The 12,575-nt window shown below is 50.6% G+C and carries 11 protein-coding genes; 10 read left to right on the forward strand and 1 reads right to left on the reverse strand.

Annotated features, from left to right (window positions below; all coding sequences use genetic code 11):
- Positions 1-15: 15 nt before the first annotated feature.
- The 5 genes from Q4526_RS02910 to azu are packed head-to-tail and all read left to right on the forward strand — an operon-like array spanning position 16 to position 4,910.
- Positions 16-825 (forward strand): hypothetical protein, encoded by an 810-nt coding sequence (locus Q4526_RS02910; protein ID WP_215975400.1) that lies wholly within the window; start codon positions 16-18, stop codon positions 823-825.
- Entirely contained in the window at positions 826-1,860 is a 1,035-nt protein-coding gene (locus Q4526_RS02915) for an ABC transporter substrate-binding protein (protein WP_215975401.1), read from the forward strand.
- Entirely contained in the window at positions 1,857-3,383 is a 1,527-nt protein-coding gene (locus Q4526_RS02920) for an iron ABC transporter permease (RefSeq protein WP_215975402.1), read from the forward strand. Before Q4526_RS02915 ends, Q4526_RS02920 begins: the two co-directional genes overlap by 4 nt.
- Positions 3,377-4,396: an ABC transporter ATP-binding protein gene (locus Q4526_RS02925; RefSeq protein ID WP_215975403.1), complete on the forward strand. Its 1,020-nt coding sequence runs from the start codon at positions 3,377-3,379 to the stop codon at positions 4,394-4,396. The genes Q4526_RS02920 and Q4526_RS02925 overlap by 7 nt, the downstream gene beginning before the upstream one ends.
- 46 nt (positions 4,397-4,442) lie before the next feature.
- Complete coding sequence (gene azu / locus Q4526_RS02930; protein ID WP_368411084.1) at positions 4,443-4,910, forward strand: azurin; 468 nt, start codon at positions 4,443-4,445, stop codon at positions 4,908-4,910.
- Between the two features lie 71 nt (positions 4,911-4,981).
- Here the strand turns inward: azu and Q4526_RS02935 are convergent, their stop codons facing one another.
- Entirely contained in the window at positions 4,982-6,238 is a 1,257-nt protein-coding gene (locus Q4526_RS02935) for a DUF2254 domain-containing protein (RefSeq protein ID WP_215975404.1), read from the reverse strand.
- A gap of 450 nt (positions 6,239-6,688) precedes the next feature.
- On the opposite strand from Q4526_RS02935, the gene Q4526_RS02940 reads away from it, so the two are divergent.
- The 5 genes from Q4526_RS02940 (at position 6,689) to Q4526_RS02960 (ending at position 12,282) form a co-directional block, all read left to right on the forward strand.
- Complete coding sequence (locus Q4526_RS02940) at positions 6,689-8,947, forward strand: fibronectin type III domain-containing protein (RefSeq protein ID WP_215975405.1); 2,259 nt, start codon at positions 6,689-6,691, stop codon at positions 8,945-8,947.
- A 283-nt stretch (positions 8,948-9,230) separates the two neighbouring features.
- Positions 9,231-9,617, forward strand: coding sequence for a hypothetical protein (locus Q4526_RS02945; RefSeq protein WP_215975406.1), 387 nt, complete (start codon positions 9,231-9,233; stop codon positions 9,615-9,617).
- A gap of 555 nt (positions 9,618-10,172) precedes the next feature.
- Entirely contained in the window at positions 10,173-10,784 is a 612-nt protein-coding gene (locus Q4526_RS02950; protein ID WP_215975407.1) for a hypothetical protein, read from the forward strand.
- Positions 10,785-11,050: 266 nt separating this feature from the next.
- The gene (locus Q4526_RS02955; RefSeq protein WP_215975408.1) at positions 11,051-11,404 is read left to right on the forward strand and encodes a winged helix-turn-helix domain-containing protein; all 354 of its coding nucleotides are present in this window, start codon (positions 11,051-11,053) and stop codon (positions 11,402-11,404) included.
- A 233-nt stretch (positions 11,405-11,637) separates the two neighbouring features.
- Complete coding sequence (locus Q4526_RS02960; protein ID WP_215975409.1) at positions 11,638-12,282, forward strand: hypothetical protein; 645 nt, start codon at positions 11,638-11,640, stop codon at positions 12,280-12,282.
- Positions 12,283-12,575 lie beyond the last annotated feature (293 nt).

A 12,575-nucleotide genomic window follows, 5' to 3' on the forward strand; every position in this document is an offset into this window, starting at 1 on the left:
TAACGGAAGAATGTTATGACCTCAGTAATTCGCACATCGATTCAATATTTAGCAACCTTTACCCTGGTCACTGTGTTTGGCGCGAGCCATGCGCTGGCCAATGGCCCTATTGGCGAGCACGTTAACCACCTGCAAGACAATCTGGGTGAATACTCCGAAGAGGTGAGCTGGATTATCGGTAAAGTCGACGCCATGATTGCCACCTACGAGGACAAGGGCACTAAGGCGGCTAAATCGGAGCGGTTAATCGACTTCTGGGAAGAGGTAGACTTCCACTCTGCCATTGAGACCAATTACGTGCCCGTTTACGCCTCTATTTGGCAGGGTTTGTACGGCATTAAAGGCGCTATCGATGCCGGCAAGCCAATCGCCGAAGTGCGCACTGAGCAAGAGAAGCTGGAGCAGGCATTGTGGCAGGCCTTGGGTGCCGTTAAACTAGCGGCCAAGTACCAGCAAAATGGTTTGCTGGATAAAATCAAAACCACAGCTGGCCCTTCTACCCCGCAAGCGGCGCTGAGCGAAGTCAACCAACGTCTGGATCGTGTGGTTGCCAAGTACGCTGAAAAGCTGCCGCAAGAAGCGACCGATATTGTGCACGACACCTACCTGAATTTATTCGAAGGTGTTGAAGGCGCATTGATCGAGCAAGATGCCAGTTTGGTGGAAGATCTCGAAAAAGATTTCAACGTCACTTTGCCTAAAGCTATATCCGCTAAAGGCACTGTGGATCAAGTGCGCGCCGTCGTCACCGCCATGCAAGGCAAAATCGACCAAGCCAAATCACTGTTGGAGCAAGCCGAGAAAGAGCGTAAGGACGTTTTCTAAGTGCAACGCAGATTATTCTTGCAGGCCCTGGCCGGGGCCGGTTTACTGGGCAGCTTGCCTTTGTCTTTTAGCGCCTTTGCCCGCGAGGGTGGGGCGCTATCGGTTGAGCAGTTGCCAGCACTGGAAGGCGAGCTCACGCTCTATTTAGGGCGCGGTGAGGGCGGCCTGTACGAAAATGTCCTGCAGGCCATTGAAAAGCGCAACCCCAAATTTAAGCTCAATATACGCCGCGGTGTGACGGCGGCTCTGGCTAACACAATAGTGGCCGAGGCCAAAGCAGGTGTGCGCCGGGCCGATGTGTTTTGGGCAGTGGATTCCGGCGCTATTGGCTTAGTCGATGGTGCAGGCTTGGCCAAACCGCTGCCAGCGGATTTAACCGGTCAGCTTAATGAAGGCTTTCGCTACGCCAACTGGGCACCAGTCACTGGCCGTATTCGCACCTTGCCTTACAACCTCGATAGTATTGCACCCGAGCAAATTCCCGACGATGTCATGGCGTTGCCCGACAGCGACTTAAAGATTGGCTGGGCACCGGCTTATGCCTCGTTCCAGTCGTTTATTACTGCCATGCGTTTGCTGGAAGGTGAAAAGGCGACAGCGGCGTGGCTCAAGGCCATGAAAAAACGTGGCAAAGCCTACGCCGGTGAGCTGGGTGTGGTTATGGCCGTTGAGCGCGGCGAGGTGGACTTGGGGTTTGCCAATCACTATTACACCCTGCGCCTGAAAGCCGGCAAGCCCGATGCTCGGGTGGGCTTGGCCTTCTCGCGCAACGATGCGGGCTGCTTAGTCAATGCCTCAGGTATTTTGGCGCTCAACGACAGTGAGCTGGCCATTAACTTTATTCGCTACCTGCTCACCCGCGAAGTGCAGTCGTACCTGGCTAGTGAAGCTTACGAAATTCCACTGGTCGCCGGTGTGGCACCGCCGCAGGGCTTGCCCGCACTGGACACTATATCGCCCCCTAAAATGGACTTAACCCGTCTGGCGGACTTGCGCCCGACACTGGATTTGATGCGCAGCGTCGGCGTGCTATGACCCGCTGGCCAGCTTCTTACCCACTGGCGCTATTGATAGCGCTGTTTGCGCTTGTGCCTGTGGGGGTACTGGTGGCGCTCGCCAGTGATACGGCCTCGCTGTTTGATGCCCATAACCTGAAAGTGTTGGGCAACACGCTGGCCCTGATGGCGCTAACCGTGGTCGGCTCGGTTTTAATCGGTGTACCACTGGCCCTGCTCACCGCCTATGTGCACTTGCCCTGGCGCAAGTTTTGGTTGATTCTGCTGGCTGCGCCCCTGGCCATGCCCAGTTATATCGGCGCTTTTACCCTCTACGCGGCCTTTGGCCCAGGCGGCGAAATCAATGCCTTAACGGGCCTGCCCACACCCGCCATGTACGGTCTGCCCGGCGCCGCTTTGGTTATGACCCTCTACACCTATCCGTTTGTCCTGCTTACTACGCGTGCCTCGTTATTAAGTTTGGATGCCAGCTTGGTGAACGCTGCGCGCACGCTGGGCATGTCGCTGCCGGCCAGCCTCTGGACGGTGGTCTTGCCCCGTGTGGTTAACGGCGTCGCCGCCGGCGCTCTGTTGGCCGCGCTTTACACTCTGTCGGATTTTGGTACTCCCGCCATTATGCGTTTGGATACCTTTACTCGCGTTATTTATGTGGAGTACAACGCTTTTGGTTTAAGCCAGGCGGCCATGTTGTCGCTGCAGCTGTTGGTGATTGTGGCTTTGGTGCTGATTCTGGAGTCGCGGGTTAAGGTGACGCCCGAACGTCCGGGGCGCAAACTGACCCTTTGGCCCTCGCGCTGGCAAAGCGTTGTTATGTTACTGGCCTCGGCGCCGGTTGTACTGCTCTCCATTGTGTTGCCGCTGGCGATTTTTACGCTGTGGTTAGTGCGCGAAGGCAGTGCCGGTTTTGAGTTTAGTTACGCCTGGAACTCTACGTATGCCTCGCTCTTAGCGGCTCTGGTTGCTGTGGTCGTTGCGATTCCCGTTGCCCACGCCGCTCAAGCAGGGCGAGCGGGTCGCTTAATGGAGCGGGTAACCTACTTAGGTTTTGGCGTGCCCGGCATTGTGATGGGCACCGCGCTGGTCTATGTCGGTTTGCAGCTACCGTTTTTGTATCAAACCTTGGGGCTTTTGATTATCGCCTATGTGCTGCGGTTTTTATCGCTGGCGGTGGGTTCCATTCGTTCCAGCGCCGAAAGTCTGGACCCGAGCTTAGTCAAAGCGGCGCGTTTGCTTGGTGCTAGTCCCAAAGAGGCGTTTACTCGTATTACCTTACCGCTGACTATGCGCGGTATGATTGCCGGCGCGGCGCTGGTATTTTTAGAAGCCATGCGCGAGCTGCCGGCCACACTTTTGCTGGGGCCTACCGGCTTTGAAACACTGGCCACCTACTTGTGGCGTGTGTATGAGGCGGGTTACTTTGGCCGCGCCGCCATCCCCGGCTTGTTGCTGGTGTTAATGTCTGGCCTGGGGCTGGCACTAATGTTCAGCGGCGAGCGCCGCGGGGATATTGACGTAATTGATAAGCGGGACTCCGAATGCTGAGCGTACAAAACCTATCTGTAGACTATGGCACCACCCGGGTGGTGGACGATCTGAGTCTGGCGCTGGGGGCGGATGAAATTCTGATGCTGGTAGGGCCTACCGGCTGTGGTAAAACCACCATTTTGCAGGCGCTGGCCGGGCTGATTCCTATCAGCGGTGGCAGCATTGAGCTGGGCGCCTGGCACGCCAGTGCCACAGCAACGGTCGCGCCGGAAAAGCGCAATGTGGGCATGGTGTTTCAAGATTTCGCTCTGTTTCCGCATTTGACCGTGCAGCAAAATGTGAACTTTCGTTTAAAAGATTCACACTTGGCCGACCACTGGCTGGAGCTGCTCGGCCTGAATGCTTTGCGCAACGCCAAGCCCGCCAATTTATCCGGCGGCCAGAAACAGCGTGTGGCCTTGGCGCGTACCCTCGCTCATGAACCTGTGTTCGTCCTGCTGGATGAGCCCTTATCCAATTTGGATGCCGCATTAAAAGACAGTTTGCGTTGGGAAATTCGCAACGCGCTAAAAGAGGCTGGTGTGCCCGCTATTTGGGTAACCCACGATCAGGAAGAAGCGCTGTCGGTAGGCGATCGGGTCGGCATTTTAAACCGCGGCAAGTTGGAGCAAATAGCACCACCAGAAACCTGTTTTTGCGAGCCTGCCAGCCGCTTTGTGGCGCGCTTTTTGGGCGAGGCAAGCTTTATTCCCGGGCGACTTGAGCAGGGTTATGTGACCACCGATTTAGGCTCCGCACCGGGCACCCCGGTCGATGGCGCCACGGGGGAGGTCGACTTGTTACTGCGTCCCGACGATGTTTCAATGCACTCTAGTGGCAGCGATAGCAATGGCACCGTGCGCTGGTCGCGCTACGAAGGCGGCACCTGTTTATACTCGGTGGATACTGACGCCGGTTGCGATATTAAAGTGCGGGTCAGTCACGAAAACCGTGCCGCTGCGGGCGAGCGGGTGAAATTGGCGATTACAACCACCCACCCATTGGCTGTGTTTAATCGAGTTCCGACATAAGCCATTCACGAGACCCACTCGATTTATCGAGAAGGAGACGTTATAGATGTGCAAAAATCAAGTTATGAAAATCACCGTCCTAGTCGGCAGCTTGGTGTTTGCGTTTAGCGCGGCCACCGCTGGTGCAGCTGAGTGTGAAGTGACGGTAGACAGTACCGATCAAATGCGCTTTGACACTGAAGCCATCAGCATACCTTCCAGTTGCGAAAGCTTCACCGTCAACTTAACCCACTCGGGTAATTTGCCTAAAAACGCCATGGGCCATAACTGGGTACTGACTGAAAAGGATAATATTCAGGGCGTTGTGCAAGATGGCATGAGCGCCGGGCTTGAGAATCAGTACGTTAAGCCAGGTGACGAGCGTGTGTTGGCGCACACCGATGTTATTGGCGGCGGCGAAAGCACATCGGTGACCTTTAAAGTGGACGAGTTAGATGCGGCAAAAGAGTACAGCTTTATTTGCTCATTCCCCGGCCACTACGCATTAATGCAAGGCTCGGTAGCGGTTGAGTAATAAACGTGTGCTTTTGCGGACAAAGCCCGGCTCTTGAGCCGGGCTTTGTCGTTATAGGGCTCGTTTTTTGTTTAAGAAAATAGCCGTTGGTGCACTTCTTTAAGACTGGCAAGCTCGGGGGCAAAGGTGAGAGATTGCTCGGCCCGAACCAATGCGGTCTGCGCCATTTGCAACGCCGGTGCGTGAAAGTTTCCGTCCACGGCCCTGAGTGCTGCCAAAGATTTTTGCAGGCGTATTTGTACCTCAATAAAAGCCGCTCCGTCCCGTGTAATGGGCGAGAAAAAATCGACAAACAATTCTTCAATCTCAATTCGTGACACCCATACATTGGGGTAGGGGATATCGAAATCGCTGATATCGTCCGGTGTGACTTGCCACTGACTTATCAGACGCACCCCGCGCCCTAAGATCTCAATTGCAGTGCCTGGGTCGTTAATGCCGGGGCTCAGTGCGCGCGAAGCAATCTCGGCCATTACCAGCAATCCAAAGCGTGGGTCTTGATCAAACGAGCGGGTATCACCCAAAGTGATGGCATTTTGCAGTGTCTGACATGCCTGTTCGTCGCACTCTTGGCTGCAGTACAAAATGGCGCGGCTGGGGTGAACAAAGCTGCCAGGAAGGCAGGTGACATATAACTTGGCGTCGTTCTCGGTGGCCCAATGGTTTAATGCCTGAATATCAATATGCTGAATATAACCAATGCCACAGGCCGTAATGGAGTAGCTGCCAGAGGGGATGTCATCCAAGGTCTCTAGGCGATTGGCATCCAGCCAGGGGTGCTTGCCGCGCCGTACAATGGCAGCACTGGCGGCATCCTCTACGCGCTCGGCAATCTCACTTACCCGGCTTAGGCGGGCCAAATGATTAATCCAAAGTAAAATGGTGCCGACAATCAGCACCACTACCGCGATGGTGACAATAAACAACACCACGCGCCCCTGCTCGCCATACAAGCCTGTACTCAGTGCAATGATCCCAACCAGAGAAAACACAAACGAGCCCACAAAAGTCGCCAGCGCGTTGAGGGTGGTGGCGTCCTCCATCATCAGGCGGGTGGCTCGGGGCGTTAAATTATTCGCCGCCGCCCCGTGGGCAGATACCATCACACTAAGGGAAAAGGTCGTCACCGCCAGCATACTGGATGCAAGAATCGACAGAATTTTATCCACCGCCTCCGCGCCAATAAACCCGGCTATCGAGGCGGGAATAACGCCTTTTAACGCAATCGCCATCAGCGCAGTCACCACCGCCAAAATCGCAAACGCCAAGGTGCGCATCCACAGCGCCCGGCTCAACAAAAGCAGCTTCCAGCCCAGTTTGGTTAGCATGTGTGTCCTTTGGGGTTATTGGTATGTTTTACCAGTATAGGGAAATAGAGACGGTGATGGTTAAATTATCGTTTAGTTGTTGTATGTCCCCAAATAGTGCTGCGATGAACCGCCCTTTGCCGATTTTGAACTTAACGGCGGTACCCACTGTATAGATCCTACTGCCTCATATTAAGTGATATGACTGACTCTGCCGCTACACATCGTGCGGCGCTATTCTCATCAGTGATGCCCTGTAATTTATACCGTTTATGGTTGAACCAATAAAACTGGTTAAAATATAACCAGTTTTGCCGTAAGGGAGCCTGTCATCTTTGACAGTTACCATTGGCGTTAAAATTATCTAAATTACCGTGAACTGGTTCAAGCTTGGTTGGTCATTTGCTATGCTTTTATTGGTGTTAAATTGGAGTATTTATAAACTAAGCTTCTGCCTGATAAGGGATTTCTATGAATTTAAAACTGAATACGTTTGTTCTAATGATGCTCATGTTGTTGGGGGTATGCTCTTGTGGAGGCGGGAGTTCTTCTTCAAGTGGAGGCCAGTCGGGCTCTTCAGTTGCTCTAGCTCCAGAGAAACCTCAAAATATAAGTGTTACTACAAATTCAGGACAAGCCTTCTTAAAATGGCAAAAGGCTCAGAGGGCAGATTCGTACGCCATTTACAAGCTTGATTCGAAGATTGAAAATCTGTCTGATGCGATCCTTGTAAATGATTCGGTAACTGGCAATAGTTATACGGTGAATAATCTTGAAGACGGTGTTGTTTACTTTTTTGTAGTTGTTGCAAGTAATGACACTGGAAGTAGTCAGGCTTCGGATAATGCCGCAGCACTAGTGGCGAGTATTAATCAAGAGAATAAATTCTCTGCTTCCATTAATCCAAATGTGTTTGTTGTCACTCGAAATAGTGTCGAAGAATTCTATGAGAGTATTCTAGTTTCTACACCTAGTAAAATTAAGTTCGACGGGTTGGTGGCAGATTTTACGGTGGATGACATATTACTAGTGCCGTCAGATGATCCAGAGTTTCCCTCGATTTTTTCAAAGGTGATACACGTTGACGAGGTTAATGGTAATACCGAGCTACAGGTGGAAGCTGCGGGCTTGTCGGAGGTGTTTTCTTCATTGGAGGCGGAAGGGGCGTTTCCATTGGATTTGGGGGAAATATCAGCAACAAGCATGGGAAAGGGTGCTGGCATTTACAAAGCTTCGAATGCTCCTGAAAAACTAATCAATCAGTGCGGTACTCAGCGCTCTTATATCGTGGCGCTACGATTGGGAAATAAACTCTCCGGATGCTTGTCAATGGATGCAAAGCTTGAGTTTGATGTGTCTGTTGACCAAGTAGGAAACGTTGAATGGCGTAGCCTTGTAACTTTTGACACTGATACAAATATTGAAGTGACTACCGAAGGAGGTTCAGATTTTTCGTTATCGCAGGACTTGTTTCCAGAATTTGTAAGTTTACCTCCTGTTGTTGTCGGCTTGTTGGCATTTGAAAATCAGATTAATTTTAGATTGGGTGGGGACTTTTCGGGTGATTCGAATATAGAGCTAGGATTTGATTCTGCCGGTAGAGCAGCTGCTGGCTTGGTTTTTGACAATGGTCAGTGGTCACCGATTTCCGATGCATCCCCGAGTTATCAATTCCATCCGCCTGAGGTTTATGAAAATTATACTGGAGGATTGTTTGCGGGCCCCCGTTTTCAAAATTTTCTGTTTGGGTTGGCAGGCCCCGACGTCAGCGTGTTTAGTGGGGTAAATTATAGTGGTGGGGCTCATCCATGGGGAAGTCAATTTGATTCAAATTATTTTATGGATGCTAATATCGACTTGGCATTTAATTCTGAAATCATAGATGTAATCAAATTTTTATCAAACCTGTTACAGTTGCCTGAGGGTCAGGTTCGCGATTACTTTTATTATGGTGTTGAATTGGTGGATGCAGAAATTTATAGCGACATCAATTACTCCTCTGGCGGCGGCAGCTCGAGCTCCGTCGGCCCAGGTAACGGTGGTTCTGGTAATAATGGTAGCGCGGGTAGTGACTCAAATGGCGAAATGTCTTCGGTTTCGTCTAGTTTCAGTAGTTCAGTCCCCTCATTATCGAGTATAAGTTCCAGCAGTTCGTCTACCAGCTCCTCTGGCAGTGTGAGCAGTGGAGGAGAAAGTAGCTCATCTGAAGCATCGAGTGATTCGAGCGCGCCAATGAGTGCCAGCTCCAGCAGCTCTTCCGTGGCCAGTGTGGGAGGGGGCGCAGTCCCGCCAGCTCCAGAGACCTGTAGTTCAAATGCAATTACCTCTGGATTGCCTTCGGTGTTAGCTGATTTTGGTGAAAACACGAATCTTGTTGGGATCGATGTGCCTAACGATCAATCTATTCTGTCGCAGCAATTTGTTGCACCCGTTGAGTCTGACAGGGCTGGTGTGGTTCGGTTTCTCCCCAGACCAACTTCATTTGGTGCCTATATTAGAGCTTGGGTTTCAGAGTGTGCAGGAGGGCCAAGCTTGCCATCAAGTAGCTCCTTAGAATGTTTGCAGGGTGGAAATGATGTCCAATTGCGGTGGGTGACGGGTGCGTCCAGGTTCTACTGTGGATTTAGTCCAGGTGAGAGTTATTATTTGAATGTTCAAATATACTCCAATGGGGATAGTTGCCCACCGGGAGGTAGCTGTCAGTTTGAAGTCCAGCACATATCAAACTAATACACTTAGGTGAAATCATTGGAGTAGTACATGTAGTAACTTTGGCTGAGTGGTGATAAAAATATATACCTATGCATTGGTTCAATGCTGGCATCACTTGCCGTAGCCTCAATGTATTTATATAAAAAGGATTGACTTTAACTATTAATATTGTGACAAATTAACTCTGCCCCATGAGCTGGATCACAGCAAGGGCAGTACCCATGATCGTGCTAACGTGGGCAACTCGGGCGTGTTTGCCTATTCCTACGGTCACGGAGATTCAGGTCAATTCGGCACAGTAATGAGCTATATCAGCCCTGTGGTGGGGTTGTTTTCCAACCCCGATATTGACTGTTCCGGGGTGCCCTGTGGGATCGCGCACCCCGATGACAATTCGGCTGATAATGCGCTTTCAATTAACAATACGCGCTTTGATATAGCAGCTTTTAGGGAAACTGTGGTGCCTGAACCCTGTGCCCCTGAAGACATTCTCACTCTGGAAAATGATTCAGTTTTCGGAGTGGTTACCGAGGCCGCCTGCGCGATAGAAGCAGGCCCAAGCTACGTCGTAACATCGACTGCCGATGTGACATTTAGCTCCAATGAGTCTATTTCTCTCAACCCCGGATCCCGGGTGGAGACTGGTGGGCAGTTTGCAGCGACAGCGGAGCCGGGGTTGGTACCCTAGACGTTACTGGCTTGGTATGAGTAAGGTATTCATGTTGAAAAGCGATAAGTAACCGCAACACTCAACCACCATTGATACTTACACAAAATAGCATGCAGTTGCACAGGCCGGTCACTGAGAAACTCGACCACTCTTCTTACAAAACCCGACCTTGGCAAGGAGACGTCTGAACCAGCTATTCTTTTGGCGTGGGCGCGGGGTTTCCGGCCTGCGCACAGTTCCCGGGATCACGTTCGCTAAATAGCTCAGGTCTTCTTCTTTCTGCTTAGGCTTACCGTCTACCTCTGAGTTCATTCCAATTTTTTCCTCTAAACTTTATGGCTGAAGATATGCCAAATGGGGGGCTTCATCAATATAGAGGCTCTGCTGAAACGCCACAGCATATCGGTTGTTTGTCGCCCGTTAAATTTAAAGAGACGTATTTTTTGGATTCAACCCGTCTCGAGTAAAGTCTGTGCCCAAACAACTCTTTAATGTTTGCCGATGAATGGGGTATGATCAAACGTGAATATAAGCGCCATATAAAAGGTAAAAAAGTAAGGTTTGGGGGCATGGATGGGGATTAATAAAGATCAGGTTTTGATCACTTGGGTCGGCGGTAACGACCTAAAAGCCTTGGATAGCGCTGCAGCCAGCCCCGGCCCTATTGCGTCCGCACTGGCAACACTTTCGGTGGATGCCATTGAGCTGCTTTACAACTACCCAGACGCAGACGTAAAACCCTACCTTAAATGGCTGGCGGGCCGCACCCAGGCCACAATCCGCGCTCATAAAGTTAAGTTAACCTCGCCGGTCGATTACGACTCGGTATACCAGGTATCCAGCCAGTATTTACAGGCACTCAGTGCCACCAAAGCGGATTTATCCATTTTGCTCAGCCCCGGCACGCCCACCATGCAAGCGGTGTGGGTGTTGCTGGGTAAAACTCGCTACCCGTGTTGCTTTTACCAGTCCTCCCGCGAGGCAGGGGTAGAAGAGGTCAGTATTCCATTTCAGCTTTCAGCCGAATACATCCCCACCGCCAGCAGCTTGAACAGCGCCAAAATCAGCCAGCTGGCTCAGGGCGATGCCCCCGTGGATGCCGCCTTTGATCATATCGTCACTCAAAGCCCGCGCATGCAAACCCTAAAAGCTCAGGCCCAGATACTGGCCGAGCGCGAGGTGTAGCACCAATGTACCGAAGGGCATATTTATCAAGCGTTTACGGTAAGGAAAAGACTACCTTTTTCCTTACCGGCATCCTGTTGTTTTCGCCTTATTTATATAATAAAAACAAAGAGTTAAGTGCTTTGTTCGAGCGTGAGGGTAGGCCGTTTTGTAAAGTGGTAGGCTTACACATATTGGGGGCTGCAAAAGCTTTATGTACCATTATGAGGCTTATATTTACCAATAGTTGGTTTATATTAACCAACTATTGGTAAATAGGGTGCTTTATGTTCATTCTTAAAGGGCTGCTGCGGGCCGAATCGCAGGAAAATACGCTGGTGTACTTAATGCTGCGTGGCGAGGGTTATGCCCGCGCTATTGCCAGCTTTTACGACATACCCGTTAACCCCGTGCAAAAGCAGCTGGCACGGCTGGAAGCATACGGCGTAATCGTCAGCGAGCAAATAGGCCGGGTGCGCAACTATCGCCTGAACCCCCGCTACCCCTTTATGGAGCCGCTCACCGCCCTACTAAAAGCCGCCGTCGCCGCTTACCCAGCAGAGCTTAAAAGCCGTTTACTGGTGCAGCGCACACGCCCGCGTCAAGCGGGTAAGCCCTTGATTTCGGCACAGGGTGAGTAATGGATTTTAGTAACAGCAGCATGACCGAGTTGGCGGGTACCATCCCTGGGAGTTCGGGGGACAGTTAACTTAATTCTGTGAGAGTTTGGGTTTTTTTAATAATAGAGAATGATCTCCGTTAAGGGTCAGTTATCCGGGTTAGAATCGTTAAGTATATATTATACAGGTTTTGGCTATGCGAAACGCCGAATCTGTTTTTTAGCTTATATAAGAATTTATTAAAAGGAAAAGGCATGTTTAAAAGGATATCATTTTGGTTGGTTGTCGTATCGCTATGTAGTGGTTGTGCAGTAGGGGTAAAGCACGAGTATGAAGTTGACCCTAAAAGAGTATGGATTCGGTCTGACGCTACAGTCAATGTTGCAACATTGGATCATAGGCCCTATGTAATATCTGGCGATAAGCCGGAAAGTTTTGTTGGTCTTTCTCGGGGTGGGTTTGGAAATCCATTTGATGTGGTTACAAAGTCGAGAGATCCGTTGGCTGATGATATTTCGGACACTCTCGTTAAAGCCTTGTATCAAGAGGGTATGTCTGCCCGGAAAGTTCCGCTTCGCCCTTCCAGTTCCGTTGAAGAAGCTGTAGAGGCACTGCAGCAAGAAGATGCCGACCGATACTTATTGTTATTACTGTCAGAGTGGAAAGGCGACTCCATGATGAATGTCGCCTTCATTTACGACTTTGAAATTCAAGTTCTAGATGAAAAAGGAACGATTTTAGTGGTAGAGCAGTACAAGGACAAAGAAAACCTAGGCGCGACTGATGCATTTAATCCTGGTGGAGGAATAAAAATAAAGAACCGGTTCAGATCCTTGGTTCCAGAACTATTCTCCAGTAAAGAAATCAGAGCGGCGTTGATGGAAAAAGGCGTCGATTGATATGGCTAAAGGGGGCAAGGTTGTTAAAAATGTTGGGCCGAATTTTCCAGTTTCTATCCCAAAGGATATGGGGTTAGAAAGTAATAGAATTAAGTGGTGCCGGCAGTGTGATATGTTCTAGGCAGTAGAGCCAGAATCGTAAAAATATCATCATTGGGGTGATTTATGTTGAAGCCTTCTGATAAGTGAGTCGGAACAATAAGTTTCACCCTTTATATTCAGAGGCTTGAATACCTACACTCCAGTCCATTAAAAGTAGTGCCATGCATCGAAGTAATTTTCCCTCCGGCGAC

Origin of the sequence: Gilvimarinus sp. 2_MG-2023 (genome assembly GCF_030547685.1) — a bacterium.
In the GTDB taxonomy this organism is placed as follows: Bacteria; Pseudomonadota; Gammaproteobacteria; order Pseudomonadales; family Cellvibrionaceae; genus Gilvimarinus.

Excerpts from the sequence above, each read along its gene's own strand:
- Q4526_RS02910 (WP_215975400.1), top strand. The coding sequence starts at position 16 with ATGACCTCAGTAATTCGCACATCGATTCAATATTTAGCAACCTTTACC.
- Q4526_RS02920 (WP_215975402.1), top strand. The coding sequence starts at position 1,857 with ATGACCCGCTGGCCAGCTTCTTACCCACTGGCGCTATTGATAGCGCTG.
- Q4526_RS02925 (WP_215975403.1), top strand. The coding sequence starts at position 3,377 with ATGCTGAGCGTACAAAACCTATCTGTAGACTATGGCACCACCCGGGTG.
- azu (WP_368411084.1), top strand. The coding sequence starts at position 4,443 with ATGTGCAAAAATCAAGTTATGAAAATCACCGTCCTAGTCGGCAGCTTG.
- Q4526_RS02935 (WP_215975404.1), bottom strand. The coding sequence starts at position 6,238 with ATGCTAACCAAACTGGGCTGGAAGCTGCTTTTGTTGAGCCGGGCGCTG.
- Q4526_RS02940 (WP_215975405.1), top strand. The coding sequence starts at position 6,689 with ATGAATTTAAAACTGAATACGTTTGTTCTAATGATGCTCATGTTGTTG.
- Q4526_RS02945 (WP_215975406.1), top strand. The coding sequence starts at position 9,231 with ATGAGCTATATCAGCCCTGTGGTGGGGTTGTTTTCCAACCCCGATATT.
- Q4526_RS02950 (WP_215975407.1), top strand. The coding sequence starts at position 10,173 with ATGGGGATTAATAAAGATCAGGTTTTGATCACTTGGGTCGGCGGTAAC.
- Q4526_RS02955 (WP_215975408.1), top strand. The coding sequence starts at position 11,051 with ATGTTCATTCTTAAAGGGCTGCTGCGGGCCGAATCGCAGGAAAATACG.
- Q4526_RS02960 (WP_215975409.1), top strand. The coding sequence starts at position 11,638 with ATGTTTAAAAGGATATCATTTTGGTTGGTTGTCGTATCGCTATGTAGT.